The sequence below is a fragment of the Stutzerimonas stutzeri genome (assembly GCF_038561965.1).
In the GTDB taxonomy this organism is placed as follows: Bacteria; Pseudomonadota; Gammaproteobacteria; order Pseudomonadales; family Pseudomonadaceae; genus Stutzerimonas; species Stutzerimonas stutzeri_AA.
The window spans coordinates 3,515,712-3,533,861 of sequence record NZ_CP139348.1 but is presented as its reverse complement, the minus strand read 5'-3'; the positions used below and the strand labels follow the sequence as shown (position 1 = coordinate 3,533,861).

At 61.2% G+C, this 18,150-nt stretch carries 19 protein-coding genes; 5 read left to right on the top strand and 14 right to left on the bottom strand.

The window, feature by feature from the left end; all coding sequences use genetic code 11:
* The first annotated feature begins 142 nt into the window (after positions 1 to 142).
* The 3 genes from SM130_RS16195 (at position 143) to gloA (ending at position 2,825) form a co-directional block, all read left to right on the top strand.
* On the top strand, positions 143 to 1,060 hold the full coding sequence (locus SM130_RS16195; protein ID WP_102825036.1) for a flagellar protein MotY: 918 nt from the start codon (positions 143 to 145) through the stop codon (positions 1,058 to 1,060).
* Positions 1,061 to 1,119: 59 nt separating this feature from the next.
* Positions 1,120 to 2,337 carry an argininosuccinate synthase gene (locus SM130_RS16190; protein ID WP_102825037.1) on the top strand — a complete coding sequence of 406 codons (1,218 nt, stop codon included), beginning with the start codon at positions 1,120 to 1,122 and terminating at the stop codon, positions 2,335 to 2,337.
* Between the two features lie 95 nt (positions 2,338 to 2,432).
* Complete coding sequence (gloA, locus tag SM130_RS16185) at positions 2,433 to 2,825, top strand: lactoylglutathione lyase (RefSeq protein WP_003282968.1); 393 nt, start codon at positions 2,433 to 2,435, stop codon at positions 2,823 to 2,825.
* 53 nt (positions 2,826 to 2,878) lie between these two features.
* Here gloA and SM130_RS16180 read toward each other — a convergent pair whose 3' ends face one another.
* The 8 genes from SM130_RS16180 to rsxA all read right to left on the bottom strand — a co-directional run bounded on the left by SM130_RS16180 (position 2,879) and on the right by rsxA (position 10,461).
* Positions 2,879 to 3,058: a PA3496 family putative envelope integrity protein gene (locus SM130_RS16180; RefSeq protein WP_102825038.1), complete on the bottom strand. Its 180-nt coding sequence runs from the start codon at positions 3,056 to 3,058 to the stop codon at positions 2,879 to 2,881.
* Positions 3,059 to 3,166: 108 nt separating this feature from the next.
* The gene (gene nth / locus SM130_RS16175; RefSeq protein WP_102825039.1) at positions 3,167 to 3,805 is read right to left on the bottom strand and encodes an endonuclease III; all 639 of its coding nucleotides are present in this window, start codon (positions 3,803 to 3,805) and stop codon (positions 3,167 to 3,169) included.
* A 10-nt stretch (positions 3,806 to 3,815) separates the two neighbouring features.
* Positions 3,816 to 4,529 carry an electron transport complex subunit E gene (locus SM130_RS16170; protein ID WP_102825040.1) on the bottom strand — a complete coding sequence of 238 codons (714 nt, stop codon included), beginning with the start codon at positions 4,527 to 4,529 and terminating at the stop codon, positions 3,816 to 3,818.
* A complete protein-coding gene (gene rsxG, locus SM130_RS16165; RefSeq protein ID WP_102825418.1) occupies positions 4,526 to 5,302 on the bottom strand; it encodes an electron transport complex subunit RsxG in 777 nt (258 codons plus the stop codon). Before rsxG ends, SM130_RS16170 begins: the two co-directional genes overlap by 4 nt.
* Positions 5,303 to 5,304: 2 nt before the next feature.
* Positions 5,305 to 6,333, bottom strand: a complete 1,029-nt coding sequence (locus SM130_RS16160; RefSeq protein WP_102825041.1) for an RnfABCDGE type electron transport complex subunit D — start codon at positions 6,331 to 6,333, stop codon at positions 5,305 to 5,307.
* Between the two features lie 116 nt (positions 6,334 to 6,449).
* Positions 6,450 to 9,308, bottom strand: a complete 2,859-nt coding sequence (gene rsxC, locus SM130_RS16155; RefSeq protein WP_102825042.1) for an electron transport complex subunit RsxC — start codon at positions 9,306 to 9,308, stop codon at positions 6,450 to 6,452.
* Positions 9,305 to 9,880: an electron transport complex subunit RsxB gene (gene rsxB, locus SM130_RS16150; RefSeq protein ID WP_102825043.1), complete on the bottom strand. Its 576-nt coding sequence runs from the start codon at positions 9,878 to 9,880 to the stop codon at positions 9,305 to 9,307. Before rsxB ends, rsxC begins: the two co-directional genes overlap by 4 nt.
* Complete coding sequence (gene rsxA, locus SM130_RS16145; protein WP_003282096.1) at positions 9,877 to 10,461, bottom strand: electron transport complex subunit RsxA; 585 nt, start codon at positions 10,459 to 10,461, stop codon at positions 9,877 to 9,879. Before rsxA ends, rsxB begins: the two co-directional genes overlap by 4 nt.
* Positions 10,462 to 10,694: 233 nt before the next feature.
* On the opposite strand from rsxA, the gene SM130_RS16140 reads away from it, so the two are divergent.
* Positions 10,695 to 11,114 carry a hypothetical protein gene (locus SM130_RS16140; RefSeq protein WP_102825044.1) on the top strand — a complete coding sequence of 140 codons (420 nt, stop codon included), beginning with the start codon at positions 10,695 to 10,697 and terminating at the stop codon, positions 11,112 to 11,114.
* A gap of 10 nt (positions 11,115 to 11,124) precedes the next feature.
* On the opposite strand, the gene SM130_RS16135 is transcribed toward SM130_RS16140, so the two are convergent.
* The 3 genes from SM130_RS16135 to SM130_RS16125 all read right to left on the bottom strand — a co-directional run bounded on the left by SM130_RS16135 (position 11,125) and on the right by SM130_RS16125 (position 14,509).
* The gene (locus tag SM130_RS16135; RefSeq protein WP_102825045.1) at positions 11,125 to 12,231 is read right to left on the bottom strand and encodes an enoyl-CoA hydratase/isomerase family protein; all 1,107 of its coding nucleotides are present in this window, start codon (positions 12,229 to 12,231) and stop codon (positions 11,125 to 11,127) included.
* A gap of 59 nt (positions 12,232 to 12,290) precedes the next feature.
* On the bottom strand, positions 12,291 to 13,109 hold the full coding sequence (locus tag SM130_RS16130; protein ID WP_102825046.1) for an enoyl-CoA hydratase: 819 nt from the start codon (positions 13,107 to 13,109) through the stop codon (positions 12,291 to 12,293).
* Positions 13,110 to 13,264: 155 nt separating this feature from the next.
* Positions 13,265 to 14,509: an ABC transporter substrate-binding protein gene (locus tag SM130_RS16125; protein ID WP_102825047.1), complete on the bottom strand. Its 1,245-nt coding sequence runs from the start codon at positions 14,507 to 14,509 to the stop codon at positions 13,265 to 13,267.
* 251 nt (positions 14,510 to 14,760) lie between these two features.
* Between SM130_RS16125 and ung the strand changes: the two genes are divergently transcribed.
* Positions 14,761 to 15,456 (top strand): uracil-DNA glycosylase, encoded by a 696-nt coding sequence (ung, locus tag SM130_RS16120; RefSeq protein WP_102825048.1) that lies wholly within the window; start codon positions 14,761 to 14,763, stop codon positions 15,454 to 15,456.
* Positions 15,457 to 15,491: 35 nt separating this feature from the next.
* On the opposite strand, the gene SM130_RS16115 is transcribed toward ung, so the two are convergent.
* The 3 genes from SM130_RS16115 to SM130_RS16105 all read right to left on the bottom strand — a co-directional run bounded on the left by SM130_RS16115 (position 15,492) and on the right by SM130_RS16105 (position 18,049).
* Complete coding sequence (locus tag SM130_RS16115) at positions 15,492 to 16,007, bottom strand: DUF4142 domain-containing protein (protein ID WP_102825049.1); 516 nt, start codon at positions 16,005 to 16,007, stop codon at positions 15,492 to 15,494.
* Positions 16,008 to 16,153: 146 nt separating this feature from the next.
* Entirely contained in the window at positions 16,154 to 16,990 is an 837-nt protein-coding gene (locus tag SM130_RS16110) for an HDOD domain-containing protein (RefSeq protein ID WP_102825050.1), read from the bottom strand.
* Between the two features lie 111 nt (positions 16,991 to 17,101).
* Complete coding sequence (locus tag SM130_RS16105; protein WP_102825051.1) at positions 17,102 to 18,049, bottom strand: YgfZ/GcvT domain-containing protein; 948 nt, start codon at positions 18,047 to 18,049, stop codon at positions 17,102 to 17,104.
* Between the last annotated feature and the right edge of the window lie 101 nt (positions 18,050 to 18,150).

Sequence of the window (18,150 nt, the reverse complement as noted above, 5' to 3'; positions counted from 1 at the left end):
AACGTGCGCGAATGCTACCGGAAAAGCCCGGGCGCGGCATCTTGCCTTCGTCTGCGAAGCCGGGTCGCTGGCGGCTAATCGCTCAAGTTTGCCGACAGGGCACCGATACCAAGAAGGAATACGCATCCTCTCGGAGTTCATCGTGCGCCTGCGCCCCCTCGTACTGTTGTGCCTGCTCGCTTCACCGGCCAACGCCCTGACATTCCAGACCCGGCTGGAGCGGGTGCAATGGCAGGTGGAGGGGGATCAGTTCGAGTGCCGGTTGAGCCAGCCGATCGCGGGGTTCGGCAGTGGAGAGTTTGTACGCCGCGCTGGCGAGCAGGCGGTCTTCCGTCTTCATTCGCCCGAGCGCTGGCTTGGTGCCGGTTCGGCGACCCTGCTTGCGGCCGCTGCACCCTGGCAGCCTTCCCGCGGCGACATCAATCTAGGCGTGGTGTCGGTAGCCGGAGGCGAGATTCCGTTCAACAGTACTCAGCTGCAGGCCGGACGGCTGCTTGCCGGTCTGCTCGAGGGGCGCAGCCCGGTGGTGCGGCATCGCACCCTGCATGGCGGCGATACGCTGGAGATTCGTCTGTTGCCGGCGCGTTTCGGCAAGGCTTACGAGGACTACCGCGCCTGCACGGCCAAGCTGTTGCCGGTCAACTTCGATCAGCTTCGGCAGTCGCAAATCGGCTTTCCCAGCAGCGACGTGGCGCTCGATCCGTTGGGCCGCGCCAAGCTCGACATTATTTTGCAGTACATGCGCGCCGACCCCAGCGTGAACCGCGTCGAACTGGACGGCCACTCCGACAATAGCGGCAACCGACTCCTCAATCGCGATCTGTCACGTCGCCGCGCACTGGCGGTGCAGGAATATTTGGTCGCCAACGGAGTGCCGGAAGCGCAGATCACGTTGCGCTTTCATGGCGAGCGTTATCCGTTGGTGGCCAACAGCAGCGAGGCCAACCGCGCGAAGAATCGCCGAGTGACCTTGCGCCTTGCGCGGGAAGTTGCGCCTCCGGCGCCATCGACTGCCGCCGCGCCGGCATCTGAGGCGCCGCCCAACGGCGCGCCCCTGTAAAAGCCAGCCCATGACCGGTAGAATCGCAGGCTTTCCGTACAACCCGTGGAGCTGATGGCATGGCGGACGTTAAGAAGGTAGTTCTGGCCTATTCCGGTGGCCTGGACACCTCGGTGATTCTCAAGTGGCTGCAAGACACCTATAACTGTGAAGTGGTGACCTTCACCGCCGACCTCGGCCAGGGCGAAGAAGTCGAGCCGGCGCGCACCAAGGCGCAGGCTCTAGGCGTCAAGGAAATCTACATCGATGACCTGCGCGAAGAGTTCGTCCGCGATTTCGTCTTCCCGATGTTCCGCGCCAATACCGTGTACGAAGGCGAATACCTGCTGGGTACGTCCATCGCCCGTCCGTTGATCGCCAAGCGCCTGATCGAGATCGCCAACGAAACCGGTGCCGACGCCATCTCCCACGGAGCTACCGGCAAGGGCAACGATCAGGTTCGTTTCGAGTTGGGCGCCTATGCGCTCAAGCCGGGCGTCAAAGTGATTGCTCCCTGGCGCGAATGGGATCTGCTTTCGCGCGAGAAACTGATGGATTACGCCGAAAAGCACGCCATCCCGATCGAGCGCCACGGCAAGAAAAAATCGCCGTACTCCATGGATGCCAACCTGCTGCACATCTCCTACGAGGGCGGTGTGCTGGAAGACACCTGGACCGAGCACGAAGAGGATATGTGGAAATGGACTGTCTCTCCCGAGGCGGCTCCAGATGCGCCGACCTATATCGAGCTGACCTACCGCAAGGGCGATGTCGTCGCCATCGACGGTAAGGACATGTCCCCGGCTCAGGTACTGGCCGAGCTGAACCGCATCGGTGGCGAGAACGGGATCGGCCGTCTGGACATCGTCGAGAACCGCTACGTCGGCATGAAGTCCCGCGGCTGCTACGAGACGCCCGGCGGCACCATCATGCTCAAGGCCCACCGCGCCATCGAGTCGATCACTCTGGACCGCGAAGTCGCGCACCTGAAAGACGAGCTGATGCCCAAGTACGCCAGCCTGATCTACAACGGCTACTGGTGGAGCCCGGAGCGCAGCATGCTGCAGCAGATGATCGACGCCTCCCAGGTAAACGTGAACGGCGTAGTGCGCCTGAAGCTTTACAAGGGCAACGTCATCGTCGTCGGCCGCAAGTCTGATGATTCGCTGTTCGACGCTAATATTGCGACTTTCGAAGAGGACGGCGGCGCCTACAACCAAGCGGACGCGGGCGGCTTCATCAAGCTCAACGCACTGCGTATGCGCATCGCTGCAGGCAAGGGCCGTACCCAGTTCTGATAAGCTGGCGCGCCTGAGCCAACCGACCCCGGCCACGTGCCGGGGTTGTACTTTCTGCAATGCCACAAGCGCCGCCGAACGAGGAGACTTGAATCATGAGACTGCTGCATACCATGCTGCGTGTCGGCGATATGGAGAAGTCCATCGCCTTCTACACCGAAGTACTGGGCATGACCCTGTTGCGCCGCAAAGACTATCCAGACGGCAAGTTCACCCTGGCGTTTGTCGGCTACGGTGACGAGGCGCACAACAGCGTGATCGAGCTGACCCATAACTGGGGTGTCGAGACTTACGAACTGGGCAACGGCTACGGCCATATCGCCCTTGAGGTCGAGGACGTCTACAAGGCCTGCGAAGATATCCGGGCGCGCGGTGGCAAGATTACCCGTGAGCCGGGGCCAATGATGCATGGTTCCAGCATTCTGGCGTTCGTTGAGGACCCGGATGGTTACAAGATCGAGTTGCTGTCGCCCAAGCGCGCTGACTGATCGGCGGGCATGGAGAAGCGGATATGAAAAAGCCCCTTTCGGGGCTTTTTCGTTTATGAATCGAAGTCGAAGTCGTTCAACTGCTTTTGCAGGCGGCGTTCCTCGAGAAGGTTGTCGATGATCCGGCGTTTGGTCAGATTGGTCTTGGCGACCTCGACGGGCGCTTCGCTGCTCTCGTCGTCATCTTCGGCGATGAAATCGTCTTCTATCTGAATATCTTCTTTCTCGGCCACTTGTTCACTCCACGGCTACGGGGCGCTCTTGGCGCACCTTATAGCCGCAATTTCGAGGCCGGTAAAAAAGTTTTTTTCAATCGGGGTGCAAGCTTTTCGCTGGCCCACTCAATCGTCGGAAGTCTTGTGCTTGTATTCGCACAGATCCTCTATCCGGCAGCTGCCACATTGCGGCTTGCGCGCCTTGCAGACATAGCGTCCGTGCAGGATCAACCAATGGTGGGCATCGAGCAGATAATCCTTTGGCACGAAGCGGATCAACTTGCGCTCGACCTCCAGGACATTCTTGCCTGGGGCGATGCCGGTGCGGTTGCTGACCCGAAAAATGTGGGTATCCACCGCCATGGTGAATTGGCGGAATGCGGTGTTCAGCACCACGTTAGCGGTCTTGCGGCCCACGCCGGGGAGGGATTCCAGTGCTTCGCGATTATCTGGAACCTGACTGCCATGCTTTTCGATCAGGATGCGGCAGGTCTCGATGACGTTCTTGGCCTTGCTCGGATACAAGCCGATGGTGCGGATGTATTCGCAGAGCCCGTCGTAGCCGAGCGCATAGATTGCCTCTGGGGTGTTGGCCACCGGATAGAGCTTTACGGTGGCCTTGTTGACGCCGACATCGGTGGCCTGGGCTGAGAGGATCACCGCGATCAGCAACTCGAAGGGTGTGCTGTATGCAAGCTCGGTCTTTGGCTCGGGGTTGTCTTCGTGCAGGCGGCGAAAGATCTCCCGGCGTTTTTCGGAGTTCATCCAGTCAGGCTCACTCGATCACGCCAGTGACGCGTACGCGGCGGCTGGCGGCCGGAGCGACGGGTTGCGCTGCGCGGGCGCGCTCTGCGAGCTGTTGGTCGATACGATTCTTCAGGGCGATCAGCAGCCCGAGCACGATGAATGCGCCAGGCGGCAGAATGGCCAGTAGAAAGCCCTTGTAGTCGCTGAACAGGGTGATCTGCCAGTTATTGGCGGTGGGGCCGAACAGCAAGTGCATATTGGCGAACAGGGCGCCGGTGCCGAACAGTTCGCGCAAGCCGCCGAGCACTACCAGCACGAGGCAGAAGCCTACGCCCATGACCAGGCCGTCGAAGCCCGCAATGAGCGGATTATGTTTGGCTGCGAAACCGTCAGCGCGTCCAAGGATGACGCAGTTAGTCGTGATCAACGGGATGAAGATGCCGAGAATCTGGTACAGCTCGTAGGTGAAGGCCTGCATCAACAGCTCGATGCAGGTGGTCAGGGCGGCGATGATCATCACGAAGGCCGGCAGACGCACCGCGGTATTGACCACCCCGCGCACCAGCGATACACCGATGTTCGAACAGGTCAGTACCAGCATGGTCGCCAGGCCAAGCCCGAGCGCATTGACGGCCGAGTTGCTGACGCCGAGCAGCGGACAGAGCCCGAGCAGCTGCACCAGTGCCGGGTTGTTCTTCCACAGACCGTTGACGGTCAGTTCACGGTAGCTGGGTGCACTCATGGCTGTTCCCCTTGCGGCTCGGCATCAGGCTCGGTGGTATGCAGTTCGTCGCGGGTAGCGGCGCTGCCGGCACGGGAGTGGACAGTCGCCTCGGCTGGCTCGCTGCGGCCTTCCAGAGCATCGCCAGTCGCGGCTGCGCCTGAGTCACCGTCGGTTGCCAGCAGCTCGGCCTTGTGCGCATCGAAGTACTGCAGGGCGCGATGCACAGCGCCGACGACTGCACGCGGGGTAATGGTGGCCCCCGCGAATTGGTCGAACTCGCCACGATCCTTCTTTACCGCCCAGCCCGAATCCTGTGGGTTATCCAGAGAGCGGCCATCGAAGCTGCGAATCCATGGGCTCTTGGCTAGCTCAATCTTGTCACCCAGGCCGGGAGTTTCCCGGTGGCCGATGACACGGACGCCGGCGACGCGGCCATCGACATGAATGCCCACCAGTAGATGGATGGCGCCGCTGTAGCCATCCGGGGCGATGGCCTGGAGGATCACGGCGGCCGGCCGGCCATCCTTGATCGCGACATAAGCAGGCAGCGGGCTCCTATTGCCGAGCAGGTGGTCCTGAATCAGCACACTGTTATCGAGCAGGTGATTGTCGTAGCTGCCAGCCGGCAGAATCTCGCCAAGCGCGCGTACTTGCGCAGCGCGCTCGGCGGCCTGAATGCGTTCGGCGGTGCCCTGCTGAAGCAGCGTCACCGCGCCGACCGTGACGATTGCGAAAAGGCCCAGCACCGCGGCGTTCTTCAGCATTGAACGGCTGATTTCCGGAAGCATCATGGTCATTCGCCCAGCTTGAAGCCGCGCTCGGCCTTGCGGTGGCCGTAGGTGCGCGGGCGGGTGTAGTAATCGATGGTGGGTGCTGCCAGGTTCATCAGCAGGACGCCGAAGGCGACGCCGTCCGGATAGCCGCCCCAGGCGCGGATGACGTACACCAGAATGCCGACGCCAGCGCCGAAAATAAGGCGTCCACGCGGGCTGGTGGCGCTGCTGACCGGATCGGTCACGATGAAGAACGCACCGAGCATGGTCGCGCCACTGAGCAGGTGGAACAGCGGCGAGCCGTTGCTATCGGAGCCCGAACCGTTCCAGAACACCAGACTCATCAACAGCAGGGCGCCGAGCATACCGACCGGTGCGTGCCAGCTGAACAGCCGTTTGTGCAACAGGAACAGGCCGCCAGCCAGAAACGCCAGGTTCACGACTTCCGAACCGATGCCGCCGAAGTGACCGAACGCCGGGTTACTCCACAGTTCGTCGATGGTCAGGCTGTTGTTCACTTTCAGGGCGTCGAGCGCCGTCGCCTGGGTCCAGCCATCGGGCAGCGAGGCAATACCGAGGATGTGCTGCAGGCCGGCACTCAGCCCGACGCTGTGCGGTACGGGCCATGTAGTCATTTCGACTGGGAAGGAGATCAGCACTACTACGTAGCCAATCATCGCCGGGTTGAAGGGGTTCTGGCCGAGTCCCCCATAAAGCTGTTTGCCGAAAACGACAGCACAGCCGGTGGCGATCAGTGTCAGCCACCAGGGTGAGTAGGGCGGCAGCGCGAGGGCCAGCAAAACCGCGGTTACCAGAACGCTACCATCGCGGAGAAAGAAGCCTACCGGGCGCTGGCGCAGCTTCAGAATCGCTGCTTCGAAACCGAGTGCGGCTGCGCAGGCCCACGCCAGGTTGATCAGCGTACCGGCGCCGTAAAGCCAGGTCAGCACAACCACCCCAGGCAGGGTGGCCGCGAGCACTAGCAGCATAACGCGCTGTGTGCGGCTGGGGCCCTTGGCATGGGGCGAGGTGATGCGGGGCAGGGCCATTGGCTCTCCGGTTCTAAAACGTTGTCTGGGTGTAGGTCGGGGAGCCTACGCCGTGTATCCAATTTGTTGGTGTGCTACCCAGGCGACGAAAGCAGCAGCTGTGTCGAGCCGTAGTTTCATGAGCCCTGATATTCCGCCATCAGGCGTTCCGCCTCGCTCAATCGTGCGCGGGCGGCGTCCATTGCCGCTGGCTCCGCGCTTTCGTCGCGCTCAAGTTTGCGCAGATCGGCGCGGGCAAAGGCGAGCTCAGTCTTGAGTGCTCGCTGGCGGTCATCAATCCCCGGCTTGCTAGTCCGCACCAGTTCAGGCGCAGGCTTTTGCGACGCGTTTTCGGCGGCGTGCAGGGCTTGTTCGGCCGCACTCAGGGCATCGCGGAGGCGGCCAAGTTCAGCCTCCTCGGCGCCAGCTTTCTCGGCTTTCTTCAGTTCGGCGCGCTTCATCGCCAGTTCGATCTTGGCTTTCTTCAGTGCGTCGTCATTGGCTGGCTGGGCGGCGGACGTAGGCGCTACGTTCTGCGCAGTAGCCAGTGCCTGTTCGGCCTCATGCAGCTGCTGGCGCAGACGGGCGAGTTCGGCTTGCTGCTCGTCGTCCGGTGTCTCGATCTTTTCCAATTTGCGAATCTGCGCCTTGAGCATGGCGGCTTCGATCTTGGCTTTCTTCAGTGCGTCGTCATTGGCTGGCTGGGCGGCGGACGTAGGCGCTACGTTCTGCGCAGTAGCCAGTGCCTGTTCGGCCTCATGCAGCTGCTGGCGCAGACGGGCGAGTTCGGCTTGCTGCTCGTCGTCCGGCGTCTCGATCTTTTCCAATTTGCGAATCTGCGCCTTGAGCATGGCGGCTTCGATCTTGGCTTTTTTCAGGGCTTCGTCATCGGCTGGCTTGGCGACAGGCGCGGCGCTCTGCGCGGTAGCCAGTGCTTGTTCGGCCTCATTTAGCTGCTGGCGCAGACGGGCGAGTTCGGCCTGCTGCTCGTCATCCGGTGTCTCGATCTTTTCCAATTTGCGAATCTGCGCCTTGAGCATGGCGGCTTCGATCTTGGCTTTCTTCAGGGCTTCGTCATCGGCTGGCTTGGCGGCAGGCGCGGCGCTGTGCGCGGTAGCCAGTGCCTGTTCGGCCTCATTTAGCTGCTGGCGCAGACGGGCGAGTTCGGCCTGCTGCTCGTCGTCCGGCGCCCCGAGCTTTTCCAATTTGCGAATCTGCGCCTTGAGCATGGCAGCTTCGATCTTGGCCTTTTTCAGCGCTTCGTCATCGGCTGGTTTGGCGGTCGCTGGCGCAGCTTCTGCCTGCATGGCGGCATCCAGCGCCTGCTGCGCCGCCTCGGCTGCTTTGCGCAGATCGAGGACCTGGGCTTGCAGCTCGGCGGTGTCGTGCGTGGCGAGCTGCTTTTCGGCCTTCTTCAAGGCGACCTGGGCCATGCTGGCTTCGATCTTCAGTTTCTTCTGCGTTTCGGAAAGGCCCGCTTTTTGCGGCTGCGTCGTGGCGGCCGCATCAGCTTTGACGGTGGTAGGTCCTGCCTCGCTTTGCGCGGCCTTTGCACGGGCGGCGCGTTCGGCGCGGGCCTTGCGCTCGGTTTCCTTCAGTTCTTCGGCTCTGCGCAGGCGTTCCTGGCGCAGCTCGAAACGTTGTTTGGAATGTTCGGCTTTCTGGTGTTTCTGCTCGAGTTCGCGAATCTCGCCTTTGGCGGCACGGTAGTACTGCACCAACGGGATACTGGACGGGCAGACGTAGGCGCAGGCGCCACATTCGATGCAGTCGAACAGATGATGAGCCTTTAGCTGCTCGTGCTCCTGACCGAGGGCGAAGAAGTGCAATTGCTGTGGCAGCAGGCTGACCGGACAGGCTTCGGCGCACTCACCGCAGCGGATGCAAGGCAGCGCCGGCGGTGGCGGCGGCAGTTCCTCAAGGGTGCTGGCCAGCAGACAGTTGGTGGTCTTGACCACCGGTACCTCAAGGGAGGGCAGCGTGAAGCCCATCATCGGGCCACCCATGATCAGGCGGTTGAGCCTGTTCTGCTTGAGACCGGCGAAGGCCAGCAACTCATCTACCGGTGTGCCGATCAACACCTCGACGTTCATCGGGCGCGCCAGCGCTTCGCCGGTGAGGGTGGTGACGCGCGAGATGAGCGGCTTGCCGAGCAGCACAGCATCATGGACGGCGACGCAGGTGCCGACGTTCTGGCAGAGCATGCCGATGTCCGCCGGCAGGCCGCCGCTGGGCACTTCTTCACCGGTTAGAATCTGGATCAGCTGCTTTTCGCCGCCGGACGGATACTTGGTTGGGAATACCTTCAGCACGAACGGCCGCTCGCCAATGGCGGCGCGTACGGCGGCAATCGCTTCGGGCTTGTTGTCCTCGATGCCGATCAGCACTTCCTGCGGCTGGATGAGGTGCGCAAGAATTTCGATGCCCGCCACCAACTCGGTGGCCTTCTCACGCATCAACAGGTCGTCGGCGGTGATGTAGGGCTCGCACTCGGTGCCGTTGATGATCAGTGTGCGGATCGTCTGGGTCGGCGGTGGGCTGAGCTTAACCGCGGTGGGGAAGCCCGCGCCGCCAAGGCCGCTGATGCCGGCCTGACGAATCAGCTCCAGCAATGCGCTGCGCTCGAGATCTCGGTAATTCGGCTGCGGATGCAGTTCGACCCAGCTGTCTTCGCCGTCGCTGTCGATGACGATCGCATTGGCGAGCATGCCCGATACGTGGGGAAAGGGCTGCGGGCCGATGAAGCTGACCACCCCTGACGTAGGCGCGTGCAGTGGTGCGCTGACGAAGCCACTGGCATTCGCGATCTGCTGACCCTTGAGCACCCGTTCGCCGAGAGTCACACACGGCTCCGCCGGGGCGCCCAAATGCTGGGCCAATGGCAGGACGAGGCGTTTGGGCAGCGGTGCCGGTTGGATCGGCGTGCGGTTCGAGACTTCCTTGTGCTCTGGCGGATGAATGCCGCCGTGGATGTCCCAGATCTTCAACGAAGTCATGCGGCCTGCTCCCGATCAGTTGCGATCAGCTGGCCGGGCGCCAGCGGCCGATTCCACTTCCAACTCTGCAGGTTGCTACCGACCTCAATCATGTCGATGCAATCGACCGGACAGGGCTCGACACACAGATCGCAACCGGTGCATTCGGAAATGATGACGGTGTGCATCTGTCGCGCGGCGCCGACGATGGCATCGACCGGGCAGGCCTGGATGCACTTGGTGCAGCCGATGCACTCGGCTTCGCGGATGTAGGCGACCATTTGTGGCTTCTCGCCACCTTCGGCATCAAGTGGCTCCGCCTCGACATCGAGCAGGTCGGCCAGGGCCTGGATGGTCGCTTCGCCACCCGGTGGGCACTTGTTGATCTTGTCGCCGCCGGCAATCGCTTCGGCGTAGGGCTTGCAGCCCGGATAGCCGCACTGCCCGCATTGGGTCTGGGGCAACAGGGCATTGATTTGCTCGGCGATCGGGTCGCCTTGAACGCGGAAGCGCACTGCGGCGAAGCCGAGAATGGCACCGCCGAGCAGGCACAGGGCGAGCAGGGCGAGAATGGCGATGAGGACCGCGCTCATAGCTTGATCAGCCCGGTGAAGCCCATAAACGCCAGCGACATCAGGCCGGCAGTGACCATACCGATCGCGGCGCCTTGAAATGACTTCGGCACGTCGGCAATAGCGATCCGCTCACGCATGGCGGCGAATAGCACTAGCACCAATGAGAAGCCAAGCCCCGCGGCAAAGCCGTTGACGGTGGCGGTCAGGAAGGTGAACTCGGCTTTGTTGGCGTTCAACAGCGCCACGCCGAGGACGATGCAGTTGGTGGTGATCAGCGGCAGGAATATGCCGAGCACGCGGTAGAGCAGTGGACTGGTCTTGTTCACCACCATTTCGGTGAATTGCACGGTCACGGCAATCACCAGGATGAAGCTGATGGTGCGCAGGAACTCCAGATCCAGCGGCTTGAGCACGTACTGCTGGACCAGGTAGCTGCACATGGCTGCGAGCGTCAGCACGAAGGTAGTCGCCAGCGACAGACCGATGGCAGTTTCGATCTTCTTCGAAACGCCCATGAACGGGCACAGACCGAGGAACTGCACCAGTACGAAATTGTTGACCAGGATGGCGCTAACCATGATCAGGGCGAGTTCGGTCATCTAGGATTTGTCCCGTTCCGTCGCGCTCTGCGAGAGCCGTGGGGCTAAAGGGCCGCTATTATCGGGAAGCAGCTGCAGCCATACAAGCTGCGGCAGTCCGTCGCGGTGATTGGGCGACGTCTGGATGGAGTCTACAGAAGTGCTATGGGTGCCAATTGTCTGCTGTTTCAGCAGTCATGGCGAGGTTGTGGTCTGATGGTTCGAAGCCTGTGAAACCATCGGAGGTGGTATCCATGAGCATTCGTTCGTTATTTGTTCTGCTTTGCCTCGGGCTGGGCGCGTGCCTGCCGGCACAGGCGGATCGCCGCGATGGTGTATGGGTCTTCCAGGCCGAGAGCCCTCGCTACTCCAACCAGAGCTCGCGTTACTACGGTCAAGGCTACAACCGCAGTTATCGCCAGGAAAGCCGTCCCCAGCAGTACGATCCGCGCAGCCCTTACTCCCACTATCCGCAGTATCAGCACAACCTGCCGCCGCGCTATCAAAGCCAGCTGCCGCCGCAGTACTACGATCGACACCGCGGTGTCGAACGGCCCCGGCATTGGCGAGATGAACACCGCCAACAGCGTCCGCCTTTGATCAGGGATGGGCGGGATCATCGGGTGCGGCCGCATTACGACCGGGGAGGACGACACCATTATTACCGGCGCTGAGGGGCCGAGATCAGGTTAGCTCTTTCAGTGGGTGTGCTCCCCGCCAGGTTGGCTCGAAGTGCGCCTCGATGACTGCAGCCGGAATGTTGTGGACGTCCGGCCAATGCCAGTTCGGCTGGTTGTCCTTTGCTATCAAGCGAGCACGCACCCCTTCGGCGAATTCAGGGTGACGGCAGCAGTTGAGGCTCAGCGCGTATTCCATCTGCAACGCCTGTGGCAATGATTGCTTACGGCCGCGCTCCTGTTGGCGCCAGGCCAGGTGAGCACTCAGCGGGCAACCGTTGCCCAGGCCGCGAGCGGCCTGGGCAAGGAATTGGTCAGGATCGTCGTGCAAAGCAATCAATGCCTGCCATGCCTGAGGCAGCTCGGCGACATCCAGCAGATCATCTATCCGGTCGCGTCTTTTGAGTAAATGCCCTTCGGGTAGCTTCTCGGCAGCCTGCTTGCCCAAGGCTCGCAGCAAGCTGTGAAGCTGACTCGCCGTATGTTCCTGCCAGTTGATCTGCACCAACCCTTCGATCAGGTCGGGCTGTTGTTCGTTCGTCAGGCAACGGTCGGCAAGCCCGGTATCCAGCGCGTCGCGGGCATTGATCTGGATGCCGGTAAGACCGACGAACAGGCCAAGCTTGCCCGGCAGGCGCGGCAGGAACCAGCTCGCTCCGACATCGGTATGCAGCCCGATGGCGACTTCCGGCATCGCCAGTCGGCTGTCCGGCGTGACGATGCGGACCGCTGCGCTCTGTAACAGCCCCATGCCTCCGCCCATCACGTAGCCGTGGCCCCAGCAGATCAGCGGCTTTGGGTAGCGGTGGATGAGATGAACGAGGCGGTACTCGTCAGCAAAGAAGCGCGCCGCTAGGGCAGGTACTGCACCAGGCTCTGCTTTGCAGGCCTCGGCCAGCCGGCGAACGTCGCCGCCTGCGCAGAACGCCTTGGCACCGTTGCCTCGCAATAGCACGCAGGCGACGCCGGGGTCATTCGCCCAGTGACCAAGGTGATCCAGCAACGCTTCGATCATCGGCAGGCTCAACGCGTTGAGCTGCCGCGCGGCGTCCAGGGTGGCAATACCTATCCGTAAGCCGTGCAGTGCCGGGCGCTCGTCGAACGTGACTTTCATCAGCATCCTCTTAGGCACGGTCCGTGGCCGATACTAGTGGCCTTTCGGTGACCGGGCGATTAGCGGTTACGCCAGCGGGGTTCGCGTTTTTCGAGGAAGGCATTGACGCCTTCTAGGGTGTCCTCAGCCTCGAACAGTTCGACAAACGCCTCGCGCTCGGCTGCCGCAAGGTTGTTAGGCAGGCGCTGACGAGCGCCGTCGATCAATGGCTTGATTGCCCTGACGGCCACCGGGCTCTGTCGTGCGACGCGCGATGCGAGCAGTAGTGCGTGGCCGCGTGACTGGCCCGGCTCCACCAGTTGCTCTGCCAGGCCGATACGCACTGCCGTTTCTGCGGTGATGCGTTCGCCGCAGAGAATCATGCGTTTGGCCCAGCCTTCGCCAACCAGCCAAGCCAGGGCCTGGGTGCCTCCAGCGCAAGGCAGCAGGCCAACTGATGCTTCAGGCAGCCCCAGTTGGGCCTGCTGCTCGACGATACGCAGGTCACAGGCCAATGCGCACTCCAAGCCTCCGCCCAAGGCAAAGCCGTTGATTGCAGCGATGGATACGCCGCGAAAGTCGCGCAGCGCTTCGAATGCGTCACCGAAGCGTCTGGCCATCTCGCGGGCGCGATTGCGGTCGCCGTCGGCGAACAGCTTAAGGTCTGCGCCAGCGCTGAAGAATTTCTCGCCTTGGCCGCTGATTACCAGCGCGTAAATATCGTCATCGCGATTTAGGTGGTCGATGACCTGCTTGAGGCCGATCAGCGACTCGCGGTCCCAGGTATTGGCGGGCGGATGGTTGATGGTGATGAGCGCAGTGTGACCGTGCTTTTCCACAGTCAGCTTGTGGGTCAGGTCGAAAACACCGGCTTGATAGGGCTCTACGGCAGTGCTCATGGTCGAGTTCCTCGTGACGTCTCAGGCTCCGCTGATCCGCGACAGGTCACGTCGCTCCTCTTCAGAGTCCCTCTTCGCAGCGAGGTTGCAGCGTTCCGTGCCGCCAGCAGAGTGTTGCGGTGCGTCTGATCAGACGCTCAGGCGCACCGCTTCGATCACTGTAGTCTAGCCGGCTGGCCGCCGACGCGGCGCTCTTCCTGCCATTCGGCCAAAGTAGGTGCGGCCTGTTCGCCGGATAGCCGATGGACGATTTCGAAGTAGTCCTGTTTGAAGCGGTCCTTGAGTACATCTTCGCGGGGTTTCACCCGAACCGCATAGACGGTCTGCACGTTTTGGTGGTCGAACCCGCGCCACTGCTGCTGGCCCTTGAGCAGGCTGTAACTGTGGTTTTCGAGTGCGGAGATGACCTGCTCGCTGCCGATGCTCTTGGCTCGGGTGGCGGCATCCGCCCATTGATAGACGATGCTGTAGGCCGAAGCGGCAGAGCTGGAGGGATGGGTCTGATAACGATCACCGAAGTTACGCACGAATGCTTTGCCTAGGTCAGAGCCTTCGAGTTCCGGCACGCGCCAGGTCCAGGGCTCTGTGCCGAGTACGCCGCGCATGATGTCGGGGCCGGCCAGTTCGACCATCGACAGCGTCAGATTCGGGACGGCGATTTGCATCTTCTTGTTCAGGCCGAGCTCGTCGGCGATGCGCATGGCGCGGACCATGTCTTCGCCGAACAGCACCAGCACCAGTACCTCGGCGCCACTGTTGGCGGCCTTTTCCAGTGCGGCTCGATAGTCGGAAAGACGGGCGCCGGGGAAGGCGGTTTTAACCCCCTGATGCTTGTTTGCGTCTACGGTCCCGGTGGCCTGGCGTAGCGAGCTTTCGCTGGTATGGCCCCAGGTGTAATCCGAGGTGATGTAGAAGTACGTCTTGCCAGGCAGATTCTCGTTAAGGTACTGGCCCAGCACCCGTGCACTCATCCAGGCGTTGTTGCATTCGCGAAACATGTAGCGATGGCCGTCCTTGCCTGTGGTGTCGTTGGAGTACGTCAGCGTGCCGAAGTAGAGCAGTCCACGTTCCTTCGCTCGTTTGCTGGCAGCGATCGCAACCGCGCTGGATACGCCCCCGAAGAGCATGGCTACGCCTTCGTCAGCCATCTTGTCGACGTTAGCGATGGCTTTGTCGGGGCGCGAGGCGGTATTGCGGCTGATCAGTTGCAGGGGACGGCCAAGCACGCCTCCGGCCTGGTTGATCTCGTCGATAGCCATCAAGGCGCCGCGCATCTGCGCCAGACCTTCTTCCTTGTAACTGCCGGTGCGGGGATAGTTGAGACCGAGCGTGATGGGGTCGGCAGCTTGAGCCGTAAGACAGAACCCCAGCCCTAGCGCCAAAAGGGTAATCCGGTTCATCGCATGTTCCTTGTTATCGCTATTGTTATTGGTTTATTGGCAGTGGGCTTTTTTACATCGCGACCGGTGCTTGCGTCACTCTTTATGTGAAGTGTGAAAGACCTGCGGGCATCAGTACGTGAGCCAGGTGCGATTATGACTAAAGGAGGGGGGGCTGCTATTGCGGTAACGCAACGGCTGCGCAGTTTTGTCGTTGACAATGGCAATCGGGTTTTTTAGGGTTCGGCGGCTTGGCCACCCGGAAACAGCTCATGACTCAAGACGATCGCATCAGGCTCGAGGCAGGATGGAAGGATGCGCTGCGCGAGGAGTTCGACAAGCCGTACATGCACGAGCTCGGCGCTTTTCTCCGGCGCGAGAAGGCAGCTGGCAAGACGATCTATCCGCCGGGCCCGATGATTTTCAACGCGCTCAACTCGACTCCGTTGGAGCAGGTCAAGGTGGTCATTCTTGGGCAGGACCCCTACCACGGACCCGGACAGGCTCACGGTCTGTGCTTCTCGGTACAGCCAGGCGTAACGCCGCCGCCATCACTACAGAACATCTTCAAAGAGCTGAAGCGTGATCTGAATCTGGATATGCCGCGGCATGGCTACCTGCAGTATTGGGCGGAACAAGGCGTGCTCATGCTCAACACATCGCTGACCGTGGAGCAGGGCGTGGCCGTGTCGCACGCGAAGGCGGGCTGGCAGCAGTTCACCGATCGCATCATCGAGGTGGTGGGCGAGCGGCGCCCGCATCTGGTGTTCATGCTTTGGGGGGCACATGCGCAATCGAAATCGAAGCTGATCGATGCGACGCGGCATCTCATGCTGAAGTCTGTGCACCCGTCACCGTTATCGGCACACCGCGGTTTCATTGGCAACGGCCATTTCAGTCGCTCCAACCAATTTCTAGCCCAGCAAGGGATGCAGCCTATCGATTGGCAGCTGCCGGCAGAGGTGTGACCCGATGCCTGTCGGCGGCATCGGGCCTGGGCGGATCAGTTCTTGTTGCTGTGCTTGGCCTGCAGATCCTTGGCGTGCGTCAGATGCTCTTCGAGCTTGGGTAGCGTCTTTTGTGCGAACTGCTTAAGGTCCGCATTTTCGCCGCTCTCAACATATTCCCGATACAGCTCGATGGTCTGTTCATGTGCGACGACTTGGTTGTTGGCATAAGCCTCGTCGAAATTCTCGCCATCACGCAGCTTCAGAATCATGGCCTTGGCCTTGTCCATGAGTGTTGCTTCGTCGGACATTTCCAGGTTTTTCTGCTGCGCCAGTTGCGCGAGTTCCTGATTGGCCTTGGTGTGGTCATCAACCATCTTCTGGGCAAACTGCTTCACGTCCTGCGACGTTCCCTTGTCCAGTGCCATTTTTGCAGTTTCGATCTCGGCGATGCCCTTCGCTGAGGCCTCATCGACAAAGTTTTCTCCTTCGGCAGCCAGGGCCATGTTGGCCGCTAGCCCAACCAGCAGAGCAAAGGCGCCCGAGAAAATCGTCTTGGTTGTTTTGGTCATTGCGTTCTCCTTACATCACTAGGGTCGCGTCTAGCACAGGCGTGACGCGAAACCACGATGCGGCGAAATTGCCGTCCCTTTTGTGACTAGGCGCTCGTAGGGACGGTTCCTCGCTTTCGGGCGAACGGCGGGTGGGCGGACGCTTGCTACTGAAGCATGCTCATCGCGGCGTCCATGGCCGCGGATAGATCTTCGTCTTCCTGCATCAGTTCACTTGGATCGAGCCCAAGCTTGGCAAAGGCCGGAATTTCGCTCCAGTCCAGCTGAGCATAGGGGTGTTGCGTACCCATATAGCTTTGCAGCGTCGCGACCTGAACGATATCGACATAATCGACCGTGGCCGAGTCGCGACGGAAGTCGGTGTACTTTCCGGCGACCGATGCAATGGCTTCCGGGAAGTCCCAGGCACGCAGGATCTTTTCGCCCACCATGGGGTGGATCTTGTCGATGACATGATTGAGGCTGAACGAGTCCGCAAGCAGCGCGCTGTGCTCTTCTGCGTAGGTCAGAATTGGCAGTATGCCGATCTGATGAACCAGGCCGGCAAGCGTTGCCTGATCCGGCATCAGGCGCGTGTAATGGCGACAGAGCACATGGCTGATGGCGGCCACCTCGGTGCTCTTGTTCCAGACCTCTCGCATCTTGCGATCGACCACGTCGGTGGTCGCCTGGAACATCTGCTCCATCGCCAGGCCGGTGGCAAGGTTGCAGGTGTAGTTGATGCCCAGACGGCTGATCGCCATCTGCAGATCGTCGATCTCGCGGCTGCTACGCAGCAGGGGGCTGTTGACTACCTTGATGATGCGGGCAGTGACGGCCGCATCGTTACCGATCACCTTGCTAAGCGCCGGGATACTGATATCAGGGTCTTCGGCCGCCTCGCGAACACGCAGTGCCACCTCAGGCAGCGTAGGCAGGACGAGTTCATCATTCTCGATCGCGAGGATCAATTCGCGCTGGACTTTCTCGGCAAGGGTGCTCATGTCATTCCTTTATGGTGTCGGTCAGTGTCGCTTGGGCGCTTCTGGCCTGCCAGCGGCGGCATGAGCCTATGGTGCGCCTCTCGTGAATCTGCTTTCTGGCTCCGGTTCGCACTAGCGCTGAATTTCCTGATCCGGATTCAGGCGGTAGGGAAGTTCGAGCAGGCTCAAGGGCAAGCCGTCCGGAGAGCCGAGGTACAAACGGCCGTCGGCGGCGGCGTCTTCCTGCACGACTGCGAGCAGTTCGATGCCGCCAGCAAAGGTCGCCGCAATGACCACTTCGCCAACGCTGGAGCTGTGGACCGGCGAGAAAAGCTCGACGCCTGGCGCCGGCATTTCACTCTGCGGGCCCTCGCTGACGAGGCGGTGCAGACGGCGTTTGAGTTTGCCCAGATACTGCATGCGCGCCACGATTTCCTGTCCGGTGTAACAGCCCTTCTTGAAGCTCACGCCGCCCATTGCCTGGAGGTTGATCATCTGCGGGATAAACAGCTCGCGGGTGCTGCCGAAGACCTGGCCAATGCCCGCGCGAACCTGGTCGAGCAGCCAACGATTGACCGGCGCTTCGTTCAATTGCGCCGTCAGGCGCGTCCGAATCTGATCCGCATCGGTGCTCGATGTCCATAGTTCGGCGCGGCCGTCCGGTAGCCGGATGGCCATCATGCGATTGCCGCGCACGACACTATCGGCCTTCTGGGGCAGGTCAAGGCCCAGGCTGACCAGCGAACCATCGCCTTGGGCGAGGCCGAATCGGCACCATTCGCTGCTCTCATCAATCAATCGAGACTTGGAAAACGCGGCGTATTTGTTCAAATCGGCCTGTTGCGGCTGCAGCAAGTCGTTGGCCATCGCAAGCAGGTAACCATCGTCGTCCAGCACGATGCGAAAACTCGATTGCATGCGTCCCTTGGGCGTGCAGCGCGCGCCCAGGCTGGAGGTTTCGGCATTGAGGTAGTTGAGGTTGCAGGTCAGCTGACCCTGGAGAAACTTGCTGGCATCCGGGCCGCGTACGGCAAGGACGCCTTCATGCGACAGAACGCAGAAATAAGCAGTGTCGGTCATGATCAGTCGTCGTCAGAATCCGGGTGGGCATCATAGCAGGCCGTTGAAAATGGTTGCGTGATGGCGGGTTTGCAGTGCGACGAAAAAAGCGGCTGATGAGC